Origin of the sequence: Variovorax sp. UC122_21 (assembly GCF_044056785.1) — a bacterium.
GTDB lineage: Bacteria > Pseudomonadota > Gammaproteobacteria > Burkholderiales > Burkholderiaceae_C > Variovorax.
In genome coordinates this window covers 308,195-333,343 of sequence record NZ_CP172003.1, presented here as the reverse complement: position 1 = coordinate 333,343, position 25,149 = coordinate 308,195, and the positions used below count along the sequence as shown (strand labels likewise).

The window sequence follows — 25,149 nt, the reverse complement described above, 5'->3', positions numbered from 1 at the left end:
TCGCTCCTTCTTATCGCTGGTGAATGCGGCCTGAGCCACGGGTGGGGAAAGGTGCGCCCAGGCGCGTGCGCAAGCGATGCCACAGGCCCAGCAGTCCGTCGGGGGAAAAGAGGACGATCGCGAGGAAGACCCCGCCGATCACGAGATTGAAGCGTTCGCGGTCGACCAGGTCGATGGCGAAGTTCTGCAGCAGCACGAAGACGATCGCGCCGATGAAGGCACCGATGGGGTGCTTCATGCCGCCGAGCACGGCGATGATGAGGATGTTGATCATCGCGCCGATGCCGAGCGTGCCGGGCGAGATGCGGCCGTTGTACCAGACCAGCAGCACGCCGCCGACCGCGGCCAGGAAGCCCGAGACCGCATAGGCCGCGACCCGGTGCGCCGTGACGTCGAAGCCCAGCGCCTGCATGCGGCGCGGGTTGTCGCGGATGCCCTGCAGCGCCACGCCGAAGGGCGCGCGGATCAGGTGCTTGATGAAGAAATAGCCCGCCACCGAGCAGCCCAGCGTGAGCAGGTAGAAGGGCACGGGCTCGCGCAGGTCGAGCCCGAACACGGTGGGCGCTGCCAGCTTGCTGAAGCCCTGGAAGCCGTTGAACAGCGTGTAGTTCTGCTGCGCGAGGTAGAAGAAGGCCACGCCCACGGCCAGCGTGATCATGATGGTGTAGATGCCCTCGGTGCGCACCGAGAGCCAGCCCACCGCGGCCGAGAACAGCGTGGCCAGCGCCAGCGCCGCCAGCACCGCGAGCCACCAGGGCCAGCCCAGGCTGATCGCCGTATTGCTGCTGCTGCCGACGATCGCGACCACGTAGGCCGCGAAGCCCGCCACTGTCATCTGCGCGAGCGAGACCATGCCGCCATAGCCGCCGAGGAAGGTCAGCGACAGCGCGATCAGGCCGAGTGCGAGCGACTGGGCGCCGATCTGGAAGGTGAAGAAGGGCGAGGCGACGAAGGGATAGACCAGCACCAGCAGCGCGACCAGCACATGGCGCCAGCGCACCGGGCGCAGCAGCCTGCCCAGCCAGCGCGGCAGCTCGCCGTGGGCCGCCGGCGGTTCGGCGGGTTGCGATGGCGATGCGACCGCGCGCGGCAACGCGGTGACGCGCGCCTCCTGCGCGGGCATCGCCCCGCCCGACTTCATGGCACGGCGCCACTGCGCGGCGCTCACAGGAGCACCTCCGTGCCTCGCACTGCGGTGCGAGCTTGCTTGGGGCGGCCCGGCGCGGCGCTCATGCGGCTTTCCCCATCAGCCCGCGCGGCTTGAACGCCAGCGTGACCACCATGATCACGAAGGTGAAGACCACGCTGTAGGTCGGCGCATAGGCCAGCCCGAACTGCTCGGCCAGCCCGATCAGCAGCGCGCCGATGGCGGCGCCGACCACGCTGCCCATGCCGCCGACGATCACCACCACCAGCGAGGCCAGCAGGTAGCGCGTGTCCTCGCCCGGCGAGATCGACAGGGCGGTGCCGCCGACCACGCCGGCCAGGCCCGCGAGGCCGGCGCCGATGGCGAAGGTCAGCGCGAACACCAGCTGCACGTTGACGCCCGAGGCGGCCAGCATGCCGCGGTCGTCGACGCCGGCGCGGATCATCATGCCGATGCGCGTGCGCGCCAGCAGCAGCCACAGGCCCACGCCGATCAGCACCGAGGCCAGCAGCACCACCAGCCGGTAGGTCGGGAACTTCTCGACCAGCGGCAGCGTGGTCGAGCCGTAGATCCACGAGGGCGGATCGAAGGTGTAGATCTCGGCGCCCCAGATCCACAGCATCAGGTCGGCGAACACGATCGACAGGCCGATGGTCACCAGCGTCTGGCGCAGGTCCTGGCCCTGCATGTGGCGAAACACCAGGAACTGCATCAAGAGGCCCAGCACCGCGGCCGCGAGGAAGCCGGCCATCACCGCGAGCACCCAGGAGCCGGTGTGCTCGCCGACGAACCAGCCCACGTAGGCGCCGAACAGGTAGAGCGAGCCGTGCGCGAGGTTCACGTTGCGCATCAGCCCGAACACCAGCGTGAAGCCGCTGGCCACGAGGAAGTAGAGCGAGGCCAGCGTGAGGCCGTTGAGCAGGGTCTTGAAGAACAGCGAGGCGTTGTCGGCCACGGCCCAGACCGCGAACACCGCGATCGGCACGCCGAGCACCAGCCACAGGGCCCAGCGCGTGAGGGCGGCGCGCGTCATGCGGCGCGCTCCCAGCCCCGGTCCCAGCCGCGCTCGGAGGCGATCGCCGGTGCCTTGGCGAACTCGCCGTCCTTCATCACGGCCAGGACGCGCTTCGCATCGCGCAGGATCGAGAGGTTGGCCAGCGGATCGCCGTCGACCAGCATCAGGTCGGCGAGGTAGCCTTCCTTGACGAGGCCGAGCTCGTCGGGCCGCATCATGATCTGGCCGCCATAGAGCGTGGTCGAGCGGATCGCCTCCATCGGCGTGAAGCCCAGGTACTTGACGAAGAACTCGAGGTCGCGCGCGTTCTGCGTGTGCGGCGTGAAGGCGAAGCCGTAGTCGCCGCCGGGCAGCACGCGGATGCCGCGCTTGTGCATCTTCGCGAGCGAGACGCAGGCCGCGTCCCATTCGATCTGGTAGCCCATGTCGGCCGCCATCTGGTAGGTGACGCCGTAGGGCTCGGCCTCGTGCAGCATGGCGTAGAGGATGGCGATGCCGGGCGCGACGAAGACGCGGTCCTTGGCGGCCTCGAGCATGTCGAGCGCCTCCTCGTCGACGAAGCTCGCGTGGTAGATCAGGTCGATGCCGTGGCGCAGCGCCTGCTTCACGCTCTCCGACGAGCGCGCATGCGCCACGCCGCGCTTGCCGCGGATCTTGACCTCGCGCATCGCCGCGGCCACTTCCTCGTCGAGCATCCAGGTGGTTTCGGAGGGCGACTGCGGCGTGAAGTTGTCGCCCGAGAGGTTGAGCTTGATCGAGTCGACGCCGTACTTGAGGAACAGGCGCACCGCCTTGCGCATCTCGTCGGCGCCCGAGATGTTCACGCCGAAGCTGAACTCGGGAAAGGGCAGGTGCGGCAGCGTCTCGTCGCCCAGGCCGCCGAGCACCGTGATCTCCTGGCTCGCCGCGAGGTAGCGCGGCCCGGGGATCTGGCCCGCGTTGATCGCGTTGCGGATCACGACGTCGAGCCGCGGCTTGGCGCAGGCCGCGCCCACGCAGGAGGTGAAGCCGGCCTCGAGGTAGCGCTTCGCGACCTTGGCGCACCACAGCACGTGTTCCTCGAGCGGCATGGTCTGGATCGCCGCGAGCGTGGCGGCGTCGTTCCACGAGAAGTGCGTGTGGGCCTCGCACATGCCGGGCATCAGGGTGGCGCCCGCGCCGTCGATCACGGTGGCGCCGCCGGGCGCGATCGGCGCGGTGCTGCGGCCGACCTGGCGGATGCGGTTGCCGCGCACCAGCACGCTGCCGCTGTAGGGGTTCTGCCCCGTGCCGTCGAGGATGCGCACGTTGGTGAAGACGACGTCGGCCATGCGGTGCTCCGGTCGGGGTTCGGAAGGCCTAGGCGGCCCAGCGGGTGGGAGAGGCGACGCGCAGGCCCTGCGCCTGGCGCAGCGGCGGGGCGCGGTGGAACTCGCCGTCCTTCATGACGGCCAGGATGCGCGACTTGTCCTGCAGCACCGTGATGTCGGCCAGCGGATCGCCGTCGACGAGCAGGATGTCGGCCAGGTAGCCCTCGCGGATGTAGCCCAGCACCTTGCCCATGCGCATCATCGGACCGCCCCAGGCGGTGGCCGACAGCAGCGCCTCCATGGGGCTCATGCCCACGTACTTCACGAAGTACTCGAGGTCCTTGGCATTGGTGCCGTGCGGCGTCCATGCAAAGCCGTAGTCGCCGCCCGGCAGGATGCGGATGCCGCGCTTGCGCATCGCGCGCATGCTCTCCACCGCGGCATCGAGCTCGCGGTGGTAGCCCATCTTCGTGGTGACTTCCTTCGTCAGGCCCCACTGGCTCGCGTGGTGGCAGGTGTTGATCAGCCACGCGAGCCCGGGCGCGATGAAGTGCTCCATCTTGTGCGCCTCGAGCAGGTCGAGCGCCTCGCTGTCGGTGAAGCTCGCGTGGTAGATCACCTCGATGCCGTGCTTCACGCACTGCTTGATCGACCAGGTCGAGCGCGCATGCGCGGCCACGCGCTTGCCCCAGGCCTTGGCCTCCTCCACGCAGACGCGGATCTCCTCCTCGGTGAACTGGCTCATCTCGCTGGGCATGCCGGTGATCGACTCGCCCGAGAGATTGATCTTGAGCGAGTCGACGCCGTACTTGGCGAACATGCGCACGCAGCGGCGCATCTCCTCGGCGCCGCTGACCACCGCGCCGAAGGCGAACTCGGGCTGCGGCAGGTGCGGCTGCGTGGTGTCGCCGAGCCCGCCGGGCACCGTGATCTCCTGGCTCGCGGCCAGGTAGCGCGGGCCGACGATGGTGCCGTCGTTGATGGCGTTGCGGATCACCACGTCGAGCCGCGGCTTGGCGGTGGCGGCACCCACGCAGCTGGTCCAGCCCATGTCGAGGTAGCGCTTCGCGACCTCGGCGCACCAAAGGATGTGCTCCTCGGGCGGCATGCGCTGGATCGCGTCGAGGCTGGGCTGGTCGTTCCACGAGAAATGCGTGTGGGCCTCGACCATGCCGGGCATCAGGAAGGCGCCCGCGCCGTCGATGACCTGGGCGCCATGCACGGGCGCGGAGCGCGCGCCGTGCGAGGTCTTCAGGACGCGCGCGATGCGGTTGCCTTGCACCAGCACGTCGCCGGTGAAGGGCGCCTCGCCGCCGCCGTCGAAGATGCGGACGTTGGTGAACAGCACGTCGGCCACGGTCAGCTCCTCGCCTGCGCCGCCAGGAATTCGCGCAACTCGCGCTGGCACTCGTCGGGGCGCTCGACGGGTGTCCAATGGCCGCACTTCGGCAGCACCACCACGCGCTTGCTGGCGGCGCGGTGCAGCCGGTCGGCCATGGCGCGCACGGCCTGCGGCGGCGCCACGCCGTCCTCGTCGCCGGTCACCAGCAGCACCGCGGCCTCGATGTTCTCCACCGCCGCGGGCTGCGCGCCGGCCAGGGCCTCGCAGCTGCGCGCATAGGCTTCGCCTTCTTGCCGCATCAGGCTCTCGCGCACGAAGGCCACCGCCACCGGCAGCCGCTGGCGCGTGTCGGCCGAGATCGCGCCCTGCAGCAGCGCCTGCGTGATCTCGTGCATGCCCACCGCGCCGCCGCGCGCCTTGTCGGCGCGGGCCTTCATCGCGGTGCGTGCCGCGTCGGGCGGCGCGATCAGCGGGCCGAACAGCGCGAGGCTCGCCACGCACTTGGGATGCGCCGCGGCGATGTGCTGGCAGACGATGGTGCCCATCGAATGGCCGACCCAGTGCGCGCGCGCGATGCCCAGGCGTTCGCAGACCGAGAGCACGGTCTGGACATAGCGTTCGATCGAGAGCGGCCCTTCGGCGCGCTGCGAGCGGCCGCTGCCGGGCAGGTCGATGCGCACCACGCGATGGCGCGCCAGCGCGGGCATCAGCGGCGTGTAGGTGTTCGAGCTGCCGCCCAGGCCATGCACGCAGACGACCACCGGGCCTTCGCCCTCGTCCTCCACCGCGATGCGGTCGATGAGCTGGAAGCTCATGCCAGCGCCTCGAAGCGGTTCTCGATGGCGCCGATGCCGTCGATCTCGATGCGCACCGTGTCGCCCGGCCCAGCCATTGCGGCGGGTCCAGGCCCATGCCCACGCCCGAGGGCGTGCCGGTGGCGATCACGTCGCCCGGATGCAGCGTGATGCCGCGCGAGCAGGTCTCGATCAGCGTCGGGATGTCGAAGATCATGTCGCGCGTCAGGCCGTCCTGGCGCAGCGCGCCGTTGACCCAGCCGCGCACGCGCGTGGCGCGGCCGTCCATCTCGTCGGCGGTCACGATCCACGGGCCCATCGGGCAGAAGGTGTCGAAGCTCTTGCCGAGGTCCCACTGCTGGTGGCGCATCTGCACGTCGCGCGCCGTGACGTCGTTGACGATGGTGTAGCCGAACACGTGCTCCATCGCCTGCGAGCGCGGGATGTCGCGCCCGCCGCGGCCGATGATCACCGCGAGTTCGGATTCGTAGTCGATCTGCACCGACACCGAGGAGCGCGGCAGCCGCACCGGATCGTGCGGCCCGATCACGCATTCGCCGAGCTTGCCGAACACGATCGGCCACGGATCGCTCTCGGGCATGCTGCTGCGGAACACCGAGCCCGCGAGTTCGGCCGCATGCGCGCGGTAGTTGCGCCCCACGCAGAACAGGCCGCGCAGCGGGCGCGGCAGCGGGGCGCGCAGGGTGATCACCTCGACCGGCAGCCGCGTGCCCGAGGGCTGCGGCAGCGGCTCGTTGCGTGCCAGCGCCTCGATCAGCGGCAGCACGCCGCGCGAGGCGTCGCCCACCGCCAATGGCGTGGCTTCCCGGCCGTCGGCCGAGATCGTGCCCGCATGGTTGCGGCCACCCCAACTCCAGCTTGCGAAGCGCATCGACTTTGTCTCCATATGGCCCCGAGGTCGTCGCGCTGTGCGCCGATCGCCTCGGTGGCTCCGGAAGTCATCTAGGGATTTTTGAGACTTGCGTCTCAAATCTGGGTGCGCGGATCATACGAGCCGTGTCACCATCTCCACAAGACGACTTCCGCATTTCCGAACCCCGTACAAACCCGATGGCAAGACTCAAGCACACACCGAGCGAGGCGCCGCGCGCGCCGGAACGCGGCGTTCGCGCCGCCACCTTCCGCCAGCTGCTGCAGGCCGCGATGGACATCATTCGATTGAAGGGCCACATCCCCTCGGTGGCCGAAGCGGCGGCGCGATCGAATGTGTCGCGCGCTACCGCCTACCGCTACTTTCCGAGCCGCAGCGCGCTGGTCACCGCGGTGGTCGACAGCTCGCTGGGCCCGGTGCGCCAGATGGCCTCGGACAACCCGAACGGCCGCGAGCGGCTGCACGAGCTGTTCTGCCAGACCTTCCCGCGCTTCAAGGAATTCGAGGCGCCGATGCGCGCCGCGGCGCAGCTCTCGCTCGAGCAGTGGGGCCTCGAGCGCGCGGGCCTGCTGGCCGAGGAACCGTACCGGCGCGGCCATCGCGTGCGCATCCTCGAGCATGCGCTCGAGCCGATGTCGCCGCTCTTGAGCCCGCGCATGCGCGACCGGCTGCACCATGCCCTCTCGATCGTCTACGGCATCGAGCCCTACGTGGTGCTCAAGGACATCTGGGGCCTCGAGGACCGCGAGGTCGAACGCACCGCGCTGTGGATGGCCGACGCGCTGGTCGATGCCGCGCTGCGCGACTCGGCGGCGAAGCGCGCGGCGGCCGAAGCCGCGGCGGCGTCGACACCGCCGCCGGCGCCCGAATGGTTCGATGCGCAGTACAACAACCGCGCGCGCATTCCCGAGCATCCGTCGATCCTGAAGTACTGGGCCGATGCATCGGCGCAGGCGCTGCAGCGGCCCGAGTGGATTCGCGACCTGGCCTACGGCGACGACGAGAGCGAGCGGCTCGACATCCTGCCGGCCGCATCGGGTGCCGGGAAGGCGCCGGTCTTCGCCTACATCCACGGCGGCTACTGGCGCGCGCTCGACAAGCGCGACCATGCCTTCCTCGCGCCGCCGCTGGCCGATGCCGGCGCCACCTTCGTGCAGCTCAACTACGCGCTGTGCCCGGCGGTCGACATCGAGCACATCGCGCGGCAGATGGCGCAGGCACTGGCCTGGGTGCATCGCAACATCGCGGCGCATGGCGGCGATCCGGAGCGCATCGTCGTCGCGGGTCATTCGGCCGGCGGCCACCTCGCCACCATGCTGCTGGCCTGCGACTGGCAGCGCGTTGCGCCGACCTGCCGCGCGATCTCGTCAAGTCGGCGCTGCCGATCTCGGGCGTCTACGAACTCGAGCCCCTGCGGCACGCGCCCTTCCTCGCGGCCGACATCGGTCTGACCGAGGCCTCGGCGTTGCGGTTGAGCCCGGCCGCGATGCCCGCGCCGAAGCAGGGCACCCTGGTGACCGTGGTCGGTGGCGACGAGAGCGAGGAGTTCCACCGTCAGGCCGAGCTGATCGCCAGCGCCTGGGGCCGCCGCGTGGTGGTGGGTGCCGAGCGGCCCGCGAACCGCAACCACATGAGCGTGCTGGCCGATCTCGCGGACCCGGCATCGGGCACGCACCGGCGCGCGCTGGGCCTGCTCGGGCTCGCCGGCTCGCCACGCTGATTCCGGCCCGGTGCGCGGACCGCGCGCCCAGTGGGGTCTGGAAGCCCCACGACGTGGCGCGCCCACGTCCGACAAGCCCCCGGGGGGCCCCGCGTCGTACAAGTTGCTCAACCTGCTTCAACTTCAATCCCAGGAGAGCTGACCGATGAGCGACAAGAAGCCCAACCCCGTGATCAATGCGGTGTCCAATGTCGTGGCGGCCCTGCGCGCCGACGACGACCAGATCGCGGTGGCGAAGGCCCACGAATCCCTCGAACCCCAGGCGATCGAGAAACTCACGCCCGAGGAGGCGCGCCGGCAACCGACCGCGGCCGATGCCGTGAACAAGGTGCTCGAGCGGCAGAACCGCTCGGCCGCGCCCGAGACGCTGGTGCCCGGCGTGACCACGCGCGAGCTGTCGGTGGACGGCGCCACCGGCCCGCTGGCCGCCACGCTTTACACGCCCGCGGGCCAGGGGCCCTTTCCCGTCGTCCTGTATTTCCATGGCGGCGGCTGGGTGATCGCCAACCGGCAGGTGTACGACGGCGGCGCGCGCGGGCTTGCCGCGGCCGCGCAGGCCATGGTGCTGTCGGTCGACTACCGGCTCGCGCCCGAGCACAAGTTCCCGGCCGCATGGGACGACGCGCTGGCCGCCTACCGCTGGCTCGCGGCGAACGCGGCTTCGTTCGGCGGCGATGCCTCGCGCCTCGCGCTCGCGGGCGAGTCGGCCGGCGGCAACCTGGCGGTGGCAACGGCCATCGCCGCGCGCGATGCCGGCCTGAGCGCCCCGCGCCATGTGCTGTCGGTCTACCCGGTCGCGCAGACCAGCCGCAACACCGAGTCCTACCTCGAGAACGCGATCGCCAAGCCGCTCAACCGCGCGATGATGGACTGGTTCTTCACCCATGTGACGCGCAGCGAGCAGGACCTCGACGACCCGCGGCTGTCGCTGGTCGATGCGCCGCTCGCGGGCCTGGCGCCCGTCACCATCGTCAATGCCAGGCTCGATCCGCTGCGCAGCGACGGCGCGAAGCTCGAGAGTGCCCTGCTCGAGGCCGGCGTGGAGGTCGCGCGCAAGGAGTACGAGGGCGTGGCACACGAGTTCTTCGGCGCCGCGGCGGTGCTCGAGAAGGCCAGGGACGCGCAGGCCTTCGCGGGCGAGCGGCTGCGGCGATCGTTCGCGCGCTGAGCACCCGGAACCCACATGACTGCGAGCACACCATGAGCTTGACCGGCTACCTCGTCGAGGACAACCCCCTGATTCGCGACAGCCTGATCGCGACGCTGGAAGAGCTCGCGCCCGTGCACATGGTCGGCACCGCCGAGACCCAGGCCGAGGCCGTGGCCTGGCTGCACGACGCCGACGGTCAATGGGACGTGGCCGTGGTCGATCTCTTCCTGCGCCACGGCACCGGTTTCGGCGTGCTCATGGGCTGCAGGGACCGCCTGCCGCGCCAGCGCATGGTGATCTTCTCGAACTTCGCGACCCAGGACATGCGCGAGCGCGCGCTGCTGCTGGGTGCCGATGCGGTGTTCGACAAGTCGACGGAGATCGAGGGCCTGCTGCGCTTTCTCGAGGAGACGGAGCGCGCGGTCGACCGGTCCTGAAGGCGAGCGCGTCGTTCAGTCGGGAAAGCGCAGCACGGCCTTGATGGTCCGGCCCTGCTCGCCGTCTTCCACCGCCTCGTTGATCCGGTCGAAGGCATAGAACCGGATCAGCTTGTCGAAGGGGAAGCGCCCCTGCCGATACAACTCGACCAGCTTCGGGATGAACAGGTCCGGCACCGAATCGCCCTCGCAGATGCCGCGGATCTTGCGGCCCAGCAGCAGGCCCCAGGTGTCGAGCCCGATCTCGCTGCCGAATGCGGGCGCGCCGATCATGCCGCACTCGCCCATGATCTGGATCGAGTCGACGGCCTGGCGCAGGGCCGTGAGATTGCCCGAGGTCTCGAGCGAGAACTGGGTTCCGCCGCCACCGGTGATCTCCTGGATGCGCCGCACCGGGGTCGGTGGTCCGCGGGTTGACCACATGGGTGGCGCCGAGCTCGAGCGCGAACTGCAGGCGCGCCTCGTTCGGGTCGACGCAGATGCGGATCGCGCACCCGGTCACGTTGGCCGCGAGCAGCGCCGAGAGGCCGACCGAGCCCGCGCCGTAGATGGCGATCGAATCGCCGGCCTGCGGGCGCAGCGAGTTGATGACCGCGCCCGCGCCGGTCTGCACGCCGCAGCCCAGCGGGCCCATGATCTCGAGCGGCACGTCCGACGGGATCTTCACCACGCTGCGTTCGGTGCCCAGGGCGTAGGTCGCGAACGAGGACTGGTTGAAGAAGGCACCGTGCACGACGTCGCCGCCCTTGTGCATGGTGGGCGTTCCGTCCATGCGCGCGAAGCCGAAGTTGGCCTTGAAGAAGTGCCTGCAGTACATGGGCTTGCCGGTCTGGCAGGTGTCGCAGTGGCCGCAGGAGTTGCAGCTCATCACGACGTGGTCGCCGGGCTGGAGCTTGCTCACGCGGCTGCCGACCTGCTCGACGATGCCCGCGCCCTCGTGGCCGTACACCGCGGGGAAGGGCGCGGGCACCACCTGGTCGCGCGGCAGGGTGTCGGTGTGGCACACGCCGCAGCTCTTCATGCGGATGAGCACCTCGTCGTCGCGCGGCGGCTCCAGTTCGATGTCCTCGAGGGTGAAGCTGCCACCCTTCTCGCGCATGACGGCGGCTGTGATCTGCATGGGATGACCTCTTTGGGTGACGGGGGATGGGGGAGGGCGAAGGGTTGCGTGTCGCGGGCTCAGGCCTTGGGCGCGAACCAGGGCGCGGCCACCCGCGTCTGGATCGTCACGGCCTTGAGGTGGGTGTACATGTTGAGCGTCTCGTGGCAGTACTCGCTGCCGATCCCGCTCTCCTTGAAGCCGCCGAAGGGCGAGCCGCTCGCGAGGTTGAAGTAGTGGTTGATCCACACCGAGCCGGCCTGCAGCCGTTCGGCCGTGTCCCAGGCGTTGCGCAGGTTGCTGGTGTAGAGGCCGGCGGCCAGGCCGTAGCGCACGCCGTTGGCCTCCTCGATCATCCGGTCGTGGTCCTTCCAGCGGATCACGCTGAGCACCGGGCCGAAGATCTCCTCTTGCGCGATACGCATGCGGTTGTCGGCCTCGAACACCGTCGGCGCGATGAAGTGGCCGTGGGCCTGCCCCTCGACGGCGATGCGCTGGCCGCCGGTCATCAGCCGCGCGCCTTCGGCCTTGCCGATGCCGATGTAGTTCATCACGCGCTCGCCCTGCTCGGGCGAGACGAGGTTCGAGAGCACGGTGTCGGGCGCGAGCGCCGCGCCGACCTTCACTCGCTCCATGCCGGCGACGAGGCGGTCCATCACGGCGTCGTAGACCGCGTCGTGCACGAACAGCCGGGTGCCGGCGAGGCAGGACTGGCCGTTGCAGTACAGGGTCGCGAACATCGCGTTGTCGACCACCGCGTCGAGGTCCTCGATGTCGGGAAAGATGATGTTCGGGCTCTTGCCGCCCAGTTCCAGCGACACGGGCACCAGCCGCTCGGCACCCGCGCGCGAGATGATCCGGCCGACCTCGCTGCTGCCCGTGAAGGCCAGCTTCGCCACGCCGGGGTGCGCGGTCAAGGCGGCGCCGGCTTCCTCGCCGAAGCCGGGCACGATGTTGATGACGCCGGGCGGAAAGATCTTCGCGATGTGCCTGCACAGCTCCAGCGTGCTGAGCGAAGCGTTCTCGTCGGGCTTCAGCACCACCGTGTTGCCGGCCGCGATCGCGGGCGCGATCTTGAAGGCCGCCATGATCGCGGGCACGTTCCACGGAATGATCTGGCCGCACACGCCGTAGGGCTCGCGGCGGGCGACCATGTAGCCGCCGGGAATCGGGCGGCCGAATCCCTCGTGCGTGATGGCCGCGGCCGCGAAGTAGCGGTACTGCGAGATCGCGAACTGGTGATCGAGGCCGGTCTCGAAGAGGCGCCGCCCGATGTCGACCGAATCGATGCTTGCGAGGCGTCGCTGGTCGGCCTCCACGGCCGCCGCCAGTTTCAGCAGCAGGGCCGAGCGTTCCTCGGGCGCGGTGGCGCGCCAGGCCGGGAAGGCCCTGGCGGCGGCCCGCACGGCCGCGTCGACCTCGGCGGCGCCGCAGCGGGCAATGCGCGCGATCTGCTCGCCCGTGCCCGAATGCAGGGCCGCGAAGGTCGGGCCGTCGACCGGCTGGAATGCGTTGTCGATGAAGGCACCGTAGGTTTCGGAAAGACCGAGGTCGTGGATCGAGCTCATCAAGGGATTCCTCTGCATGGATGGATGGGGCGCGAGACCGGCCTGGTTGGCTCGGTCGGCTCGGCTGGCGCCAGTCTCGAGGAAGATGCGGCGCGCCGCGATCCGGAATGCGAAGCGCTATCCGCGATGCGCAGGACGAGGCCTCCGGGCGTTCCCGTATCGCGTTTCCATGCGGGGAACGCACCCCTAGAATGCTCGCGCGGCTGCCGTGCGCACGAGCCGCCACGCAGTCCGTGGAAGGGGCGACCATGCACTATCGAACCCATGATCTCGACGAAGCGATCCACGCCGTGGGCGCCGTGTACTGCCCGCACGAACTCCACCTGGATCGTCGGGCCAGGGCCCTGGACACACAATTGAGCGCGACCGAGGCCCGGCCGCTGGCGCTGGTCCAGCTGGCCTACGGCGCGCGCGTGGAAGTCGACGCGGGCGAGTTCCCCGGCCTGTTCCTGTTCATGCGCTGCACGGCCGGCGAAGGCACCGTCTCCCAGGGCAACCGCAGCGCCACCTGGCGGGCCGGCACGACGATCCCCGTGTCGGCCGGCCGGCCCACCCGTTTCGATTTCGGCGCCAGCTTCGAGCAGATCACCTTCCGGCCCGATACGGCCGCCTTGGAGGCTTGCTGCGCCAGCCTCGTCGGCCGTCCGCTCGACGATGGACTGAAGTTCGATCCCGTGCCGTTCACGCCGGCGCTCGAGCGTTCATGGTCCGGCGTGTGGGACCTGGTCGATACCCTGCCCGCGGCGCTGCCGGCGCCGGCTTATCGGTCGCTCGAGCAGTTCGTTCTCATGTCGCTGCTCCACGGGCACCCGCACAACTACACGGGCTGGATGCGCGGAGAGCAGCCCGCATCGCGGCCCGCGCGCCTCGCGACCCTGGCCGAGTCGTTCATTCACGACCGCATCGCGGACCTGTCGCTGACGGTGTCCGACATCGCCTCTTCGCTGGGCGTCGGCGTGCGTGCCTTGCAGCTGGCGTTCCAGGCGCACCGCGGCATCACGCCGACGGCCTATTTGCGGCGCATCCGTCTGGCGCAGGTGCGCGAGCGCCTGCTGGACGCGGATGACGACGACACCGTGACCGACATCGCGTTCGCCCATGGCTTCTTCCACCTGAGCCGTCTCGCGCAGCAGTACAAGGCGCAGTTCGGCGAGTCGCCTTCCGACACCTTGCGCGCACGCCATCGCCGCTCGGCGCGCTGAGCCGCGGCGCGAGTCCGTACCATGGCGGGTTCGCCATCCGCCTCGACCCGCTCTCCATGTCAGACCCCGTTTTCCGCCAAGCCCTTCCTTCCGATGCCGAACGCTGCTACGCGATCGAGATCGGTGCCTACGAAGGCGACGAGGCCGCCACGCTGGCCAAGATCCGCACCCGCATCGCGCAGTACCCGCAGGGCTTCCTCGTCATGGAGCTCGAGGGGCAGCTCATCGGCTTCATCAACAGCGGATGCGCGCACGACGTCGTGATGTCGGACGAGGCCTTCAAGGAACTGGTCGGCCACGACGCCGAGGCACCCAACGTCGTGATCATGTCGGTGGTCATCGATCCGCCGTTCCAGGGGCGGGGATACGCCACCGTGATGATGAAGACCTTCGTCGAGCGGATGCGGCGGGCCGGCAAGCGGACGATCCACCTGATGTGCAAGGAGCGGCATGTGGCGCTCTATGAACGCCAGGGTTATGGGTATGTGCGGCCTTCGCCGTCGGACCACGGGGGAATGTCCTGGCACGAGATGGTGATGACGCTGTAGCCGCAGCGCCGCCGCCTGGGCAGTCGCAAGTCCTTCAATCGATGAAGGACGCCAGCTCTTCGGGTGACCCGGTGGGGAATGCCTCCTTGAGGAAGTCCAGGAACGCCGACACGCGCGCGCTCAGGAGCCGACGCGACGGATACAGCGCCCACAGCGCGATCTCGGGTCCCTCGACATCGCCCCACAGCGTGAGCTTTCCCGCGCGCAGGTCATGCGTCACCAGCGACAGCGGCAGCCGCGCGGCGCCCACGCCCGCCCTGGCCGCGTCGCGGACCATGAACAACGAGGACAGGCGCAGCACGGGTTTCGCGGCGATGCGCTTCGTGCCCGAACGACTGCGCATCTCCCAGGTCACGGTCTGGTCTCCCGTGCCGCCTTCGCGCAGCACGGCCGGCACCGGCGCCTTGCCCGCCGGCCGCGCAAGCGTCGGACTCGCGACCACCACGAGCCGGTCCCTGAGAAAGATCCGGCCCACCAGTTGCGCGTCGGGGTCCGGATTCACCCGGATCACCACGTCATAGCCCTCCTCGACCATGTCGACGGCCCGGTCCTCGGTCGTCACCTCCAGCTGAACCTCGCCGTGCTTCAGCGCGAATCGCGCGGCGAGCTTGCCCATCGCGGCCTGCGAGAACAGCAGCGGCGCGCTCACCCTCAATCGGCCGCGCGGTGCCTGGCCGCCCGACGCGATCTCCGCGGCGGTTTCGTCGATCTCGGTGAGCAGCACGCTGGTTCGCTCGTAGAGGGCACGGCCTTCCTCGGTGAGCTTGAGGGTGCGCGCGCCGCGCTCCAGCAGGCGCAAGCCGAGCTCGCTTTCGAGGTCGGCGACCCGGCGCGACAGCGTCGCCTTGGGCCGACCGGATTCGCGGGCCGCGCGCCCGAAGCCCCCGTGGCGCGCCACGAGGTTGAAGTCGGCGAGGGCAAGAAAGTCCATGGTCCTGGATGTTCCATTGATGAGACGAGGTGTCCAAATATACGGGCTATCGGATCATCCATGGAACTCGGAAGATCAAGGCTCCTTCAACGAACCGGAGCCATTCCATGACCATCCTCATCACCGGCGCGAGCGGCAACATCGGCCGCCAAGTCGTCCAGCAACTCGCGGATCGCGGTGCCGCGGTGCGCGCACTCGTGCGCGATCCATCGAAAGTCGCCTTCCCCACGGGCGTGGAGATCGCGCAGGGCGACCTGCTCGACGTGGACGCGATGCGCCGCGCCCTGGCGGGCGTCTCCACCCTGTTCCTGCTCAACGGCGTCGTGCCCGACGAGTTCACGCAGGCCCTGGTCGCGCTCAACCTGGCGCGCGAGGCGGGGATCGAGCGCGTCGTCTACCTGTCCGTGATCCACAGCGACATCTACGTGAACGTCCCGCATTTCGCGGGCAAGTTCGCGGTGGAACGGATGCTCGAGCAGACGGGCTTCGGCGCCACCATCCTGCGGCCGGCCTATTTCATGCAGAACGACCTGACGATCAAGGACGTGGTGCTCGGGCACGGCGTCTACCCGATGCCGATCGGCGGCAAGGGGCTGGCGATGATCGACACGCGCGATATCGCGGAGATCGCCGCCATCGAACTGATGCGGCACGAGGCGTCCGCGCCGCTCGCGCTCGAGCGCATCAACCTCGTCGGGCCCGATATCTTGGCCGGCCACGACATCGCCGGCATCTGGTCGGACGTGCTGGGTCGTCCGGTCGCCTACGGCGGCGACGACACCGCCGGCTTCGAGAAGAACCTGCAGAACTTCATGCCGGGCTGGATGGCCTACGACATGCGTCTCATGAGCGAACGCTTCCTGTCGGACGGAATGATCCCGCAGGCCGACGACGTGCAAAGGCTCGTGGCGCTGCTGGGACGGCCGCTGCGCTCGTACCGCGATTTCGCATCCGGCCTCGCCGCCGCGGCCTGAACACCCGATCCACCAACGAACACCAAGGACGCACCGTCATGATCTACTCATCCGCCACGGTCGCCGTGAACCCGCACGGCGAAACCCCACTCACGCGCGAGCAAGCGTGGAAAGGCCTCGAACTGAAGGCGCGCGACGCACGCCTGTTCCTCCCACCCGGCCTGTGCACGCGTTGCGATGTCGTCGAGCAGGGCGCGACCCACTTCGTGCGCGAGGCCACGATCGCCGGCGCCGACCTGCGCGAGATCATCGCCCTGGAGCCGCAGCGCAAGGTCACCTTCTTCCAGGCGAGCGGTCCGCGCGAAGGCGCGATCGTCAACGAGCTGTTCGAGGACGAGGCTGGCGCGTTGCAGCTGCGCTTCTATTGCTACATCGGACTGCGCGGCAAGACGCCGAACGGCCCCGAGGAGCAGGCCGAGCAGGCGATGTTCGACAGCGAGCAGGGCTACCGCAGCGCGCTGTTGTCGACCCTGAAGCGCACGCGCGAACTGCTCGTCCAGGGCCGACTGTGAGGACACGCCGTGGACACGCACCCCGTCATGCGACGGGGTCGAGTTCGCGGATGGTGCGCTGCCATCCCCTTGCGTCCTCAGCCCGCGCTGGCGGGCACCGGCGTGTTGAGCAGCTGCTGCTCCCACAGGTAGGCGATGCCGCTGCCTCCCGCGTGCTGCGTGATCACCTGGGTCAAGGCGGCGGCGCTGTCCGTGCGTGCCCAGTCGCGCTGCCATTCCGAGGCGACCGCGAGCCAAGTGAGCATGTTCGCGCCGGCCGCGATCATGCGCTGGATCGCGACCTGGTGCGCCTCGACCGAGACGCCGCCCGACGCATCGGTGACCACGGTGACGTCCCAGCCTTCGCCGAGCGCCTGGATCGTTGGCATCGCGACGCAGACCTCGGTCCACAGGCCCGCGATGATCAGTTGCTTGCGGCCCGTGGCCTTGACCGCGTCGACCACGGTCTTGTCCTGCCAGGTGTTGATGAAGGTGCGGTCGATGACCTCCTGCCCGGGAAACACATCGGTGAGCTGCGGAAAGAGCAGGCCGCCGCGCTCGGCGATCACGCTCGTCAGGATGGTGGGAACGCCGAAGGCCTTGGCGGCCTTCGCGAGGCCGACGGTGTTGTTGACGACCATCTGCGGTTCGTGACTGTTCAGGTTCGCGAGCTGGTAGGGCTGGTGGTCGATCAGGACGAGGACCGAGTCTTCGGGACGAAGAAGCGAAGAAAGACCGTTGCGAGAAGTCATTGCTGGTTCCTGTGTTGCCGCTGTTGCGGGATGGGTTCGAGACGACGAGTTCGCTCGTGGCGACGCCGTCCGCAGGGAGTATTGCGATCCAGCGCTTCGCCCGGTAGTACCATCTTTCGGCGAACTGTGTCGCGATTGGAGGAACGCCAGCTTGGACATCGAGGACCTGCGTACATTCGTCGAAGTGGCCAGTGCCGGAGGTGTCTCGCCGGCCGCGGTGCGCCTGGGTATCTCCAAGTCGATGGTGAGTCGGCGGCTGCTTCGGCTCGAAGCCGAACTGGGTGTTCAACTGCTCGCACGATCCACGCGCGGCGCCGCGCTCACGGAAGCGGGCAGCACCTTCCGCGACTACGCGGCCAAGGTCTGCATCGACATCGACACGGCCATGGAGACGATCCTGCCCGCGGGCGAGCTTCGCGGCCGCCTGAGGATCGCCGTGCCATTGAGCTTCGGCCCGACCCACTTCGCGCCCATGCTCGCCGAGATGGCGAAGCGCCATCCCCAGCTCCACATCCAGACCTGCTACAGCGACCGGTTCGTCGACCTCATCGCCGAAGGCTTCGACTGCGCGATCCGCGTCGGCTATCTCGAAGACTCCAACCTCATCGCGAGAAGCGTCGGCCCCATCCACGGCAAGCTCGTGGCGAGCCCGGACTACATCAGCGAGCACGGGTCGCCCGAGGCGCCGGACGAACTCGTTGCCCATGAGGCGCTGATGCAGGGCACCGAGGCCTGGCAACTGATGGATGGCGACCGGATCATCACGGTGCGGCCGCAGGGGCGATTCAAGGCCGACAACGGCACGGCACTGGTCGCAGCCGCGGTGGCGGGCCTCGGCATCGCCTATGTGCCGGACTGGCTCACGCACGAATACATCGCCGCCGGTGCGCTGGTGCCGGTCATGACGCGCTATCCGCCGCCGCCCGCGGGGGCCTACGTCATCCGGCCGCCGGGCCAGCATCCGGCGAGGAAGATACGCGTGCTGACCGAACTGCTGATCGAGCACTGCGAGCGCTTGTCGCACCCCGGCTGAGCGGGTGCCTCGTCGGCCTCGGGTGCGTCAGACCCGGAACCAGATCTTGAACGTCACGTACAGCGCATACCCCAGCGCCAGCACCAGCCACACCATGTAGAAGACGTTCGACCAGTACTCGCCCGCATGCATCGCGAGCGTGTACACCTGCCCGCGCAGCCCTTGCCGATGCACGGCACCTCGCCGCGGACCAGCGCGCGCAAGGTGGCGACCAACAGGTAGCACGCGATGCCACCCGCCACGAGGAAGCCGACCGGCCCGACGAAGCCCTTGGTGAGTTCGTCGTTCTCGTCGCGGTTGCCTTTCGCGAGCAGCTTCTGCCCGAAGCGGTACCAGGCGAAGCCCAGCAGGAGCATCAGCGAGTAGTAGAGGAAGTCGCGCATGGAACGGCAGCAGAGTGAGGCAGACGGCGCCGATCCTAAAGGTGTCCGTTTCGCGTCCAGCGCTCCACCGCAGCCACCGCCCGCTGGCCCGCATTCGCCGCCTGCGGGTGCGCATGCGCCGCGCACATCGATGCGATCTCGCGCAGCGCCGCGGCCGGGCGCTTCGCGATCTCCACCGCGAGCGCTTCCGCCACGAAGAAGTTCTCGTGCGATGCGAGTTCGCGCAGCAGCTCTGGATCGCGCAGATCGAGCGATGGAATGAAGGCGACGGCCGCATCCTCGTCGTCCGTGGAAGCGAGCAGCGAGCGGATCAGCACGCCCACGCCCGCCTGGTCGTCGGCGGACGGCGATGTCGAGGGATGGAAGTCCTCGATCTCCCGATCGTCGTCAGCGGCGCGCCGGGCCGCCTCGACAAAGCCCTCGACATCGGCGAACACCACGCGCGAGTCGCCGTCATGGCTCAGGTACAGGACCGCGCCGGCCAGCGGCGGCGCGGTCAACAGCAGGTGGTGGTTGCTCGTCCGTGGATCGTCGAGCACCAGGCCGTCGAGTTGCCGCGGTATCGGGAGCGATCGCAGGTCCAGGCTCCAGCTGACGATCTCGTCACCGGAAAGCAGCGACGCGCCGGAGAAGTCCTGCCCCTGGAGCCGCGCGAGATACGCATCGAGTCTCTGTCGCGCAGTCGCCGAGAGGGCCTCAGGCGATTCCGCGTGGGGGAAAGTGGAGTAGGTCGGCTCGTTCGGCATGCTGGGAGGCACTGGCGTGTGTCGGGTGAATTTGAAAGGTCAGCGCGTGGTTCGCGCTTCAGTCCAGCCGCAGCTCGGGCGGCGGCACCGCCGAGGCCGCGGGCAGCTCCGCGCGCAGGAAGTCGATCAGCGCGCGCAGCTTCGCGGGCACGCGGCGCCGGTCGGGGTAGTAGAGCGTGAGGCCCGGCAGCACCGGGCTCCAGTCGGCCAGCAGCCGCACCAGCAGGCCCTGCTCGATCAGCGGCTCGATGTAGCCGTTGATCATGTAGGCGACACCGATGCCGTCGAGCGCGGCGCGCACCAGCGCGGCCGAGTCGTTGAGCACGAGCCGGCCGTCGATCGCGAGCTGCAGCGTCTCGTCGCCGCGCGCGGAATTGCCAGCGCTCGACCTGGCCGGTGCTGACGTGGCGAAAGCCGATGCAGTCGTGCGCCAGCAGCTCGGTGGGATGCACGGGCGTGCCGTGGCGCGCGAGGTAGTCGGGCGAGGCGATCACGTGCGCCTCGATGCGCGGTCCGATCCTGACGGCGATCATGTCCTTCTCGACCAGGTCGCCGAAGCGGATGCCGGCATCGAAGCCCTGGGCCACGATGTCCACCAGCTGGTTCTCGATCCGCAGCTCGAGCTTGACGTCGGGAAAGCGATCGAGAAAGCGCCGCAGCACCGGCTGCAGGCCGATGGTGTAGCCCGCGCGCGGCACGTTGAGCCGCAGCAGGCCGCTCGGGTGGTCGGCCTCGCGGCCCAGCTCTTCGGAGACCGCGGCGAGCTCCGACACCACCGGCCGCACCTTCTCGAGATAGCGCTCGCCGACCTCGGTGAGGCTCACGCTGCGCGTGGTGCGGTTGAACAGCGCGATGCCGAGGCGCCGCTCGAGGCTGCGGATCGACTGGCTCACGGCCGAGGGCGTGACGCCCAGGCGCACCGCGGCGGCCGAGAAGCCGCGTTCCTCCGCCGCCACGATGAAGGCGACGAGTCCATCCAGCAGGTCCTGGCGCATGCGGCGCTCTCCATTGCGAAATCGAAGCGCCGAGTCTAGTGGCGGCTTTGCCATCTGTTAGCCGGGCTTGCAAGCCCATGCAGCGCTGGCGGCTTGCGGGTGCACGCCCTGCTGCGTAGCCTGCGCCTGTGCTTTCGCACCATTCCACTGCTTGGAATCGAACGGTGTCGCGAGCCGCGCGCCCTTCCTACCATGCATCCATTCTTCCTATCCACCGAGACAGCGGCCAGCACGGCCCCAAGGAGACTTCCATGAGCGCGAGCACGCAAGGCGCGGGCGTCAGGCCCTTCCTGATCGGCGCCACCTGGACAACAGGCCAGGGTACGCCCTTCGAATCGATCGATCCCGCCACCGGCGCGCTCAACGGCCTGATCGGCAGCGCGAGCCGCGAGGACGTGGACCTCGCTGTGCGCACCGCCAAGGCCGCGCAGGCCCGGCCCGAGTGGCGCGCCATGCTGCCGCACCGGCGCGCGGCGATCCTGCATCGCATCGCCGACCTGATCGAGGCCAATGCCGAGGAGCTGGCCGAGCGCCAGATGCGCGAGAACGGCAAGCTGCGCGCCGAATGCGTGGCGCAGGCGGCCGGCGGCGCGGCGGCCTACCGCTACTTCGCATCGATCTGCGAGACCATGCCGGCCGAAGTGGCGCCCTCACGCGGCGACCACCTGTCGATGGTGCTCTACGAGCCCTTCGGCGTGGTGGCCGCGATCACGCCCTGGAATTCGCCGCTCACGCTCGAGTCGCAGAAGGTGGCGGCGGCGCTCGCGGCCGGCAACGCGGTGGTGCTCAAGCCCTCGGAGTTCACGCCGACCATCGCGCTGCGCGTGGCCGAGCTCGCGCTCGAGGCCGGCCTGCCGCCGGGCATCCTCAACGTCGTGACCGGCCTCGGCGCCGAGACCGGCTCGGCGCTGGTCGCGCATCCCGAGGTGCGGCTGATCTCGTTCACCGGCGGCACCGCCACCGGCAAGGCGATCGCGCGCGAGGCCGCGGGCCGCATGGCCGCGGTGGCGCTCGAACTCGGCGGCAAGTCGCCGCACATCGTGTTCGCCGATGCCGACCTCGACAAGGCGCTGCAGGGCGTGCTGCATGGCGTGTTCTCGTCCAGCGGCCAGTCGTGCATCGCGGGCACGCGGCTGTTCGTCGAGCGCGGCATCCACGACGCCTTCGTCGCGCGGCTGGTGCAGGCCGCCAAGGCGCTGCGCGTGGGGCCGCCCGACGATGCGCGCTCGCAGGTGGCGCCGCTGTCGTCCTTCGTGCACCGCGACAAGGTCGAGGCCATGGTGAACATGGCGCGCGAGGATGGCGCCGAGGTGCTGGCCGGCGGCAGCCGTCCGGCCGATCCGGCGCTGGCCGACGGCGCCTATTACCTGCCGACCCTCATCGGCGGCGTGACGAACGACGCGCGCATCTGCCAGCAGGAGGTGTTCGGCCCGGTGCTGTGCGTGATGCCCTTCGACAACGAGGAGGACCTCGTCGCGCAGGCCAACGACACTTTCTTCGGCCTGGCCGCGGGCGTGTGGACGCGCGACTTTCCGAAGGCCTGGCGCGTGGCGCGCGCGGTCGAGGCCGGCACGGTCTGGATCAACACCTACAAGACGCTCAGCGTGTCGGTGCCCTTCGGCGGCTTCAAGGAAAGCGGCTCGGGACGCGAGAAGGGCTTCTTCGGCATCCGCACCTATCAAGAGGCCAAGACCGTGATGGTGGGGCTCTGAGATGACGCTGCAGACCCTGGGTTTCATCGGCCTCGGCGTGATGGGCGAGCCCATGTGCGCCAACCTCGCGGCGAAGAGCGGCGCGCGCGGTGCTGTGCCATGACCTCGATGCCGCGCCGATGCGCCGGCTGGCCGAGCGCGGCGCCGTGCCGGCGGACTCGCTGCACGCCTTGGCGCACGAGGCCTCGGTGGTGTTCCTCTGCCTCGCGAGCGCGCAGGCGGCGGAGTCGGTGGTCGAGGCGCTCGCCGAGGCCTGGCAGGGCGGGGAGGGCGGCCGCACCGTGGTCGACATGGGCACCACCTCCGTGCTGGCCACGCGCCGCATGGCCGGGCGGCTCGCGCAGGCCGGCCATCGCTTCGTCGACGCACCGGTGGCGCGCATGCCCGCGGCCGCCATCGCGGGCACGCTGAGCATCATGGCCGGCGGCACGGCCGAGGACGTGAGCGCGCTGATGCCCCACTTCCGCTGCATGGGCAGCGACATCACGCACTGCGGCGGCACCGGCGCGGGCCAGGTGGTGAAGATCCTGCACAACACCGTGCTGTTCGAGGCCGTGCAGGCCCTGGCCGAGGCGATGGCCGTGGCGCGTGCGCATGGCGTGGACGGCGCGGTGCTGCTCGATGCCATCGAACTGGGCTCGGCCGACAGCCGCGCCGCGCGCGTGCAGGGCCGCGAGGCGCTGCTGCCGCGCCACTATCCCGAGGGCCGCTTCGCGACGCGCTATGCGCTCAAGGACGTGAGCCTCGCGCTCGAACTCGCGCAGGCCGTGGGGCTCGAGGCCGCGATGGCGCGCGAGACCGCCTCGACGCTGCGGCGCACGATCGACGCGGGCTGGGGCGACCGCTACTACCCGGCGCTCTACGAGCTCGTGTCGGCCGCGCCGCCGCGCGACCCCGCGAACGACTGAAGTCTTTCTCTTCTTCTCCCGATTCATCACAACGCATGCCGCACCAGCGGCAGGAGACAGCCATGACCGCTTCCTTCCTCTTTCTTCTCTCGCGGCGCGCCGCCCTCGGCGGCCTGCTTGCGCTGGGCCTCGCCGCCTCCGCGGCCGCCGCCTTCCCCGAGAAGCCCATCACGCTCGTCGTGCCCTTCCCCGCGGGCGGCGCCACCGACGCGATGGCGCGCTTCACCGCGACCCGGCTCTCGAAGGAGCTGGGCCAGCCCGTGGTGGTCGACAACCGCGGCGGCGCCGGCGGCGCGATCGCGGCCGAGGTGGCGCTGGCCGCGCCGAAGGACGGCTACACGCTGTTCTTCACCACCACCGGCACGATGGCGATCAACCCCTTCATCTACCGCAAGCTCAAGTACAACCCGCTGACCGATTTCGAGCCCATCGGCAACGTGGCCTCGGCCTCGAACGTGCTGGTGGTGCATCCCTCGGTGAAGGCGAACACGGTGGCCGAACTGATCGCGCTGGCCAAGGCCAACCCCGGCAAGCTGACCTATGCCTCGGCCGGCATCGGCGCCTCGAGCCACCTGTCGGGCGCGCTGTTCGAGAGCATGACCGGCACGCAGATGCTGCACGTGCCCTACAAGGGCTCCGCGCCCGCGCTGTCGGATTTCCTCGCGGGCCGCGTCGACATGATGTTCGACACCGCCTCGACCCATGCGCCCTATGTCAAGGCCGGCAAGATCCGCGCGCTGGCCGTGACCAGCCCGCGCAAGTCGCCCGCCTTCCCCGGCGTGCCCTCGATCGCCGAGGCCGGCGTGCCGGGCTACGACGTCTCGATCTGGTTCGGCGTGGCCGCGCCCGCGGGCGTGCCCAGGCCCGCGATCGACCGCCTCTCGGCCGCACTCGAGAAGGCCTGGCAGGCCCCCGACATCAAGGCCGCGCTGGCCGAGGTGGGGGCCGATCCGCAGTACCTGGGGCCGGCGGAATACAAGCGATTCATCGCGGCGGAGCATCAGAAGTGGGGGCGGATCGTGAAGGCGGCGGGGGCCGAAGGCCAGGACTGACCGGACTCAGCGCCCGGCAAACCCATCCGTCGCCCGCAGCAAGCGATCGAGGATCCCGGGCTCCGAATACGCATGACCGGCCCCCTCGATCAGGTGGAACTCCGCCTCGGGCCAGGCCTTGTGCAGGGCCCAGGCGTAGCGCGCGGGGCAGGGCATGTCGTAGCGGCCGTGCACGATCACGCCCGGGATGCCGTGCAGCCGGTGCGCGTCGCGCAGCAGCTGGCCGTCCTCGAGCCAGGCGTCGTGCACGAAGTAGTGGTTCTCCAGCCGCGCGAAGGCCAGCGCGAAATGGTCGTCGGCATGCGAGGCCGCGAGCGCGGGGCTCGGCAGCAGCGTGATGGTCTGGCCTTCCCAGACGCTCCAGGCGCGCGCGGCCTCGATCTGGGCCACTGGGTCGTCGCCGGTCAGGCGCTGGCGGTAGGCCGCGATCATGTCGTCGCGCTCGGCCTCGGGGATCGGGGCCTGGAACTGCTCCCATCGGTCGGGGAACATCTCCGACACGCCGAACTGGTAGTACCAGTCGAGCTCGGCGCGCGTGACGGTGTAGATGCCGCGCAGCACCAGTTCACTCACGCGCTCGGGGTGCTTCTGCGCATAGGCTAGCGCCAGCGTCGAACCCCAGGAGCCGCCGAACACCAGCCAGCGCTCGGCGCCCACCAGCGCGCGCAGGCGCTCGATGTCGGCCACCAGGTGCCAGGTGGTGTTGGCCTCGAGGCCCGCATGCGGCTGCGACAGGCCGCAGCCGCGCTGGTCGAACAGCAGCAGGTCGTAGCGCGCGGGATCGAACAGCCGCCGGTGCTCGGGCGAGATGCCGCCGCCGGGGCCGCCGTGCAGGAACACCGCGGGCTTGGCGCCGGGCGTGCCCACGCGCTCGTAGCGGATGCGGTGGCCGTCGCCCACGTCGAGCATGCCGCTCTCGTAGGGTTCGATCGGAGGATAGAGCTGGCGCAGGGTATCGGTCATTCGATG

The 25,149-nt window shown here is 69.7% G+C and carries 27 protein-coding genes and 3 pseudogenes; 14 read left to right on the top strand and 16 right to left on the bottom strand.

The genetic code is table 11. From position 1 onward, the window contains the following. Positions 1–10: 10 nt before the first annotated feature. The 6 genes and pseudogenes from ACHMXE_RS01655 to ACHMXE_RS01630 all read right to left on the bottom strand — a co-directional run bounded on the left by ACHMXE_RS01655 (position 11) and on the right by ACHMXE_RS01630 (position 6,479). Positions 11–1,168, bottom strand: a complete 1,158-nt coding sequence (locus ACHMXE_RS01655) for a branched-chain amino acid ABC transporter permease (protein ID WP_395346462.1) — start codon at positions 1,166–1,168, stop codon at positions 11–13. Between the two features lie 61 nt (positions 1,169–1,229). Continuing rightward, positions 1,230–2,180 (bottom strand): branched-chain amino acid ABC transporter permease, encoded by a 951-nt coding sequence (locus ACHMXE_RS01650; RefSeq protein ID WP_395346461.1) that lies wholly within the window; start codon positions 2,178–2,180, stop codon positions 1,230–1,232. After that, positions 2,177–3,472 (bottom strand): amidohydrolase family protein, encoded by a 1,296-nt coding sequence (locus ACHMXE_RS01645; RefSeq protein ID WP_395346460.1) that lies wholly within the window; start codon positions 3,470–3,472, stop codon positions 2,177–2,179. The genes ACHMXE_RS01650 and ACHMXE_RS01645 overlap by 4 nt, the downstream gene beginning before the upstream one ends. A 28-nt stretch (positions 3,473–3,500) precedes the next feature. Beyond that, the gene (locus ACHMXE_RS01640) at positions 3,501–4,808 is read right to left on the bottom strand and encodes an amidohydrolase family protein (RefSeq protein ID WP_395346459.1); all 1,308 of its coding nucleotides are present in this window, start codon (positions 4,806–4,808) and stop codon (positions 3,501–3,503) included. 2 nt (positions 4,809–4,810) lie between these two features. Then, positions 4,811–5,608 carry an alpha/beta fold hydrolase gene (locus ACHMXE_RS01635; protein ID WP_395346458.1) on the bottom strand — a complete coding sequence of 266 codons (798 nt, stop codon included), beginning with the start codon at positions 5,606–5,608 and terminating at the stop codon, positions 4,811–4,813. After that, a pseudogene (locus ACHMXE_RS01630) lies at positions 5,605–6,479 on the bottom strand (fumarylacetoacetate hydrolase family protein). The gene ACHMXE_RS01635 and the pseudogene ACHMXE_RS01630 overlap by 4 nt, the downstream one beginning before the upstream one ends. Positions 6,480–6,658: 179 nt before the next feature. Here ACHMXE_RS01630 and ACHMXE_RS01625 point away from each other — a divergent pair. The 4 genes from ACHMXE_RS01625 to ACHMXE_RS01610 all read left to right on the top strand — a co-directional run bounded on the left by ACHMXE_RS01625 (position 6,659) and on the right by ACHMXE_RS01610 (position 9,786). Further along, positions 6,659–7,930: a carboxylesterase family protein gene (locus ACHMXE_RS01625; RefSeq protein WP_395346457.1), complete on the top strand. Its 1,272-nt coding sequence runs from the start codon at positions 6,659–6,661 to the stop codon at positions 7,928–7,930. Between the two features lie 35 nt (positions 7,931–7,965). Then, positions 7,966–8,199 (top strand): hypothetical protein, encoded by a 234-nt coding sequence (locus tag ACHMXE_RS01620; protein WP_395346456.1) that lies wholly within the window; start codon positions 7,966–7,968, stop codon positions 8,197–8,199. 145 nt (positions 8,200–8,344) lie between these two features. Then, positions 8,345–9,367, top strand: a complete 1,023-nt coding sequence (locus tag ACHMXE_RS01615; RefSeq protein WP_395346454.1) for an alpha/beta hydrolase — start codon at positions 8,345–8,347, stop codon at positions 9,365–9,367. A gap of 32 nt (positions 9,368–9,399) precedes the next feature. Then, positions 9,400–9,786 (top strand): response regulator, encoded by a 387-nt coding sequence (locus ACHMXE_RS01610; protein WP_203207028.1) that lies wholly within the window; start codon positions 9,400–9,402, stop codon positions 9,784–9,786. A 15-nt stretch (positions 9,787–9,801) separates the two neighbouring features. Here ACHMXE_RS01610 and ACHMXE_RS01605 read toward each other — a convergent pair whose 3' ends face one another. Next, on the bottom strand, positions 9,802–10,209 hold the full coding sequence (locus ACHMXE_RS01605; RefSeq protein ID WP_395347467.1) for a hypothetical protein: 408 nt from the start codon (positions 10,207–10,209) through the stop codon (positions 9,802–9,804). A gap of 125 nt (positions 10,210–10,334) precedes the next feature. Here ACHMXE_RS01605 and ACHMXE_RS01600 point away from each other — a divergent pair, with 125 nt between their 5' ends. After that, complete coding sequence (locus ACHMXE_RS01600) at positions 10,335–10,481, top strand: hypothetical protein (RefSeq protein ID WP_395347466.1); 147 nt, start codon at positions 10,335–10,337, stop codon at positions 10,479–10,481. Between the two features lie 20 nt (positions 10,482–10,501). Here the strand turns inward: ACHMXE_RS01600 and ACHMXE_RS01595 are convergent. Both ACHMXE_RS01595 and ACHMXE_RS01590 read right to left on the bottom strand, forming a co-directional pair. Continuing rightward, positions 10,502–10,807, bottom strand: a pseudogene (locus tag ACHMXE_RS01595) (alcohol dehydrogenase catalytic domain-containing protein); the annotation flags it as partial. A 158-nt stretch (positions 10,808–10,965) separates the two neighbouring features. Next, the gene (locus ACHMXE_RS01590; protein ID WP_395346453.1) at positions 10,966–12,453 is read right to left on the bottom strand and encodes an aldehyde dehydrogenase family protein; all 1,488 of its coding nucleotides are present in this window, start codon (positions 12,451–12,453) and stop codon (positions 10,966–10,968) included. Between the two features lie 191 nt (positions 12,454–12,644). Here ACHMXE_RS01590 and ACHMXE_RS01585 point away from each other — a divergent pair, with 191 nt between their 5' ends. Together ACHMXE_RS01585 and ACHMXE_RS01580 are read left to right on the top strand one after the other, a co-directional pair. Next, complete coding sequence (locus ACHMXE_RS01585) at positions 12,645–13,655, top strand: AraC family transcriptional regulator (RefSeq protein ID WP_395346452.1); 1,011 nt, start codon at positions 12,645–12,647, stop codon at positions 13,653–13,655. 56 nt (positions 13,656–13,711) lie between these two features. Further along, entirely contained in the window at positions 13,712–14,203 is a 492-nt protein-coding gene (locus ACHMXE_RS01580; protein ID WP_395346451.1) for a GNAT family N-acetyltransferase, read from the top strand. Positions 14,204–14,237: 34 nt separating this feature from the next. On the opposite strand, the gene ACHMXE_RS01575 is transcribed toward ACHMXE_RS01580, so the two are convergent. Continuing rightward, positions 14,238–15,134: a LysR family transcriptional regulator gene (locus ACHMXE_RS01575; RefSeq protein ID WP_395346450.1), complete on the bottom strand. Its 897-nt coding sequence runs from the start codon at positions 15,132–15,134 to the stop codon at positions 14,238–14,240. Between the two features lie 107 nt (positions 15,135–15,241). On the opposite strand from ACHMXE_RS01575, the gene ACHMXE_RS01570 reads away from it, so the two are divergent. Together ACHMXE_RS01570 and ACHMXE_RS01565 are read left to right on the top strand one after the other, a co-directional pair. Then, positions 15,242–16,108: an SDR family oxidoreductase gene (locus ACHMXE_RS01570; RefSeq protein WP_395346449.1), complete on the top strand. Its 867-nt coding sequence runs from the start codon at positions 15,242–15,244 to the stop codon at positions 16,106–16,108. Positions 16,109–16,146: 38 nt separating this feature from the next. Then, positions 16,147–16,620, top strand: coding sequence for an AtaL-like protein (locus ACHMXE_RS01565; protein WP_203207035.1), 474 nt, complete (start codon positions 16,147–16,149; stop codon positions 16,618–16,620). Between the two features lie 77 nt (positions 16,621–16,697). Here the strand turns inward: ACHMXE_RS01565 and ACHMXE_RS01560 are convergent, their stop codons facing one another. Then, positions 16,698–17,351: a hydrolase gene (locus tag ACHMXE_RS01560; RefSeq protein ID WP_203207036.1), complete on the bottom strand. Its 654-nt coding sequence runs from the start codon at positions 17,349–17,351 to the stop codon at positions 16,698–16,700. Between the two features lie 151 nt (positions 17,352–17,502). Here ACHMXE_RS01560 and ACHMXE_RS01555 point away from each other — a divergent pair, with 151 nt between their 5' ends. Next, positions 17,503–18,384: a LysR family transcriptional regulator gene (locus ACHMXE_RS01555; protein WP_395346448.1), complete on the top strand. Its 882-nt coding sequence runs from the start codon at positions 17,503–17,505 to the stop codon at positions 18,382–18,384. Between the two features lie 53 nt (positions 18,385–18,437). Here ACHMXE_RS01555 and ACHMXE_RS01550 read toward each other — a convergent pair whose 3' ends face one another. The 4 genes and pseudogenes from ACHMXE_RS01550 to ACHMXE_RS01535 all read right to left on the bottom strand — a co-directional run. Next, positions 18,438–18,767 carry a hypothetical protein gene (locus ACHMXE_RS01550; protein ID WP_395346447.1) on the bottom strand — a complete coding sequence of 110 codons (330 nt, stop codon included), beginning with the start codon at positions 18,765–18,767 and terminating at the stop codon, positions 18,438–18,440. A gap of 35 nt (positions 18,768–18,802) precedes the next feature. Beyond that, positions 18,803–19,513 (bottom strand): hypothetical protein, encoded by a 711-nt coding sequence (locus ACHMXE_RS01545; RefSeq protein WP_395346446.1) that lies wholly within the window; start codon positions 19,511–19,513, stop codon positions 18,803–18,805. Between the two features lie 58 nt (positions 19,514–19,571). Then, positions 19,572–19,838: a LysR substrate-binding domain-containing protein gene (locus tag ACHMXE_RS01540; protein WP_395346444.1), complete on the bottom strand. Its 267-nt coding sequence runs from the start codon at positions 19,836–19,838 to the stop codon at positions 19,572–19,574. Positions 19,839–19,923: 85 nt separating this feature from the next. Continuing rightward, a pseudogene (locus ACHMXE_RS01535) lies at positions 19,924–20,508 on the bottom strand (LysR family transcriptional regulator); the annotation flags it as partial. Positions 20,509–20,759: 251 nt separating this feature from the next. On the opposite strand from ACHMXE_RS01535, the gene ACHMXE_RS01530 reads away from it, so the two are divergent. The 4 genes from ACHMXE_RS01530 to ACHMXE_RS01515 all read left to right on the top strand — a co-directional run bounded on the left by ACHMXE_RS01530 (position 20,760) and on the right by ACHMXE_RS01515 (position 24,180). After that, entirely contained in the window at positions 20,760–22,220 is a 1,461-nt protein-coding gene (locus ACHMXE_RS01530; protein ID WP_395346443.1) for an aldehyde dehydrogenase, read from the top strand. A 1-nt stretch (position 22,221) separates the two neighbouring features. Beyond that, complete coding sequence (locus ACHMXE_RS01525; protein ID WP_395346441.1) at positions 22,222–22,323, top strand: NAD(P)-binding domain-containing protein; 102 nt, start codon at positions 22,222–22,224, stop codon at positions 22,321–22,323. Further along, positions 22,310–23,128 (top strand): NAD(P)-dependent oxidoreductase, encoded by an 819-nt coding sequence (locus ACHMXE_RS01520; RefSeq protein ID WP_395346440.1) that lies wholly within the window; start codon positions 22,310–22,312, stop codon positions 23,126–23,128. Before ACHMXE_RS01525 ends, ACHMXE_RS01520 begins: the two co-directional genes overlap by 14 nt. Before the next feature lie 62 nt (positions 23,129–23,190). Beyond that, complete coding sequence (locus ACHMXE_RS01515) at positions 23,191–24,180, top strand: Bug family tripartite tricarboxylate transporter substrate binding protein (RefSeq protein WP_395346439.1); 990 nt, start codon at positions 23,191–23,193, stop codon at positions 24,178–24,180. A 6-nt stretch (positions 24,181–24,186) separates the two neighbouring features. Here the strand turns inward: ACHMXE_RS01515 and pip are convergent, their stop codons facing one another. Then, positions 24,187–25,143, bottom strand: a complete 957-nt coding sequence (pip, locus tag ACHMXE_RS01510) for a prolyl aminopeptidase (RefSeq protein WP_395346438.1) — start codon at positions 25,141–25,143, stop codon at positions 24,187–24,189. Positions 25,144–25,149: the final 6 nt, after the last annotated feature.

Excerpts from the sequence above, each read along its gene's own strand:
- ACHMXE_RS01565 (WP_203207035.1), top strand. The coding sequence starts at position 16,147 with ATGATCTACTCATCCGCCACGGTCGCCGTGAACCCGCACGGCGAAACC.
- ACHMXE_RS01635 (WP_395346458.1), bottom strand. The coding sequence starts at position 5,608 with ATGAGCTTCCAGCTCATCGACCGCATCGCGGTGGAGGACGAGGGCGAA.
- ACHMXE_RS01610 (WP_203207028.1), top strand. The coding sequence starts at position 9,400 with ATGAGCTTGACCGGCTACCTCGTCGAGGACAACCCCCTGATTCGCGAC.
- ACHMXE_RS01575 (WP_395346450.1), bottom strand. The coding sequence starts at position 15,134 with ATGGACTTTCTTGCCCTCGCCGACTTCAACCTCGTGGCGCGCCACGGG.
- ACHMXE_RS01585 (WP_395346452.1), top strand. The coding sequence starts at position 12,645 with ATGCTCGCGCGGCTGCCGTGCGCACGAGCCGCCACGCAGTCCGTGGAA.
- ACHMXE_RS01645 (WP_395346460.1), bottom strand. The coding sequence starts at position 3,472 with ATGGCCGACGTCGTCTTCACCAACGTGCGCATCCTCGACGGCACGGGG.
- ACHMXE_RS01550 (WP_395346447.1), bottom strand. The coding sequence starts at position 18,767 with ATGCGCGACTTCCTCTACTACTCGCTGATGCTCCTGCTGGGCTTCGCC.
- ACHMXE_RS01580 (WP_395346451.1), top strand. The coding sequence starts at position 13,712 with ATGTCAGACCCCGTTTTCCGCCAAGCCCTTCCTTCCGATGCCGAACGC.
- ACHMXE_RS01525 (WP_395346441.1), top strand. The coding sequence starts at position 22,222 with ATGACGCTGCAGACCCTGGGTTTCATCGGCCTCGGCGTGATGGGCGAG.
- ACHMXE_RS01625 (WP_395346457.1), top strand. The coding sequence starts at position 6,659 with ATGGCAAGACTCAAGCACACACCGAGCGAGGCGCCGCGCGCGCCGGAA.
- ACHMXE_RS01615 (WP_395346454.1), top strand. The coding sequence starts at position 8,345 with ATGAGCGACAAGAAGCCCAACCCCGTGATCAATGCGGTGTCCAATGTC.
- ACHMXE_RS01590 (WP_395346453.1), bottom strand. The coding sequence starts at position 12,453 with ATGAGCTCGATCCACGACCTCGGTCTTTCCGAAACCTACGGTGCCTTC.
- ACHMXE_RS01620 (WP_395346456.1), top strand. The coding sequence starts at position 7,966 with ATGCCCGCGCCGAAGCAGGGCACCCTGGTGACCGTGGTCGGTGGCGAC.
- ACHMXE_RS01650 (WP_395346461.1), bottom strand. The coding sequence starts at position 2,180 with ATGACGCGCGCCGCCCTCACGCGCTGGGCCCTGTGGCTGGTGCTCGGC.
- pip (WP_395346438.1), bottom strand. The coding sequence starts at position 25,143 with ATGACCGATACCCTGCGCCAGCTCTATCCTCCGATCGAACCCTACGAG.
- ACHMXE_RS01605 (WP_395347467.1), bottom strand. The coding sequence starts at position 10,209 with ATGTGGTCAACCCGCGGACCACCGACCCCGGTGCGGCGCATCCAGGAG.
- ACHMXE_RS01545 (WP_395346446.1), bottom strand. The coding sequence starts at position 19,513 with ATGCCGAACGAGCCGACCTACTCCACTTTCCCCCACGCGGAATCGCCT.
- ACHMXE_RS01515 (WP_395346439.1), top strand. The coding sequence starts at position 23,191 with ATGACCGCTTCCTTCCTCTTTCTTCTCTCGCGGCGCGCCGCCCTCGGC.
- ACHMXE_RS01570 (WP_395346449.1), top strand. The coding sequence starts at position 15,242 with ATGACCATCCTCATCACCGGCGCGAGCGGCAACATCGGCCGCCAAGTC.
- ACHMXE_RS01600 (WP_395347466.1), top strand. The coding sequence starts at position 10,335 with ATGGCGATCGAATCGCCGGCCTGCGGGCGCAGCGAGTTGATGACCGCG.
- ACHMXE_RS01560 (WP_203207036.1), bottom strand. The coding sequence starts at position 17,351 with ATGACTTCTCGCAACGGTCTTTCTTCGCTTCTTCGTCCCGAAGACTCG.
- ACHMXE_RS01530 (WP_395346443.1), top strand. The coding sequence starts at position 20,760 with ATGAGCGCGAGCACGCAAGGCGCGGGCGTCAGGCCCTTCCTGATCGGC.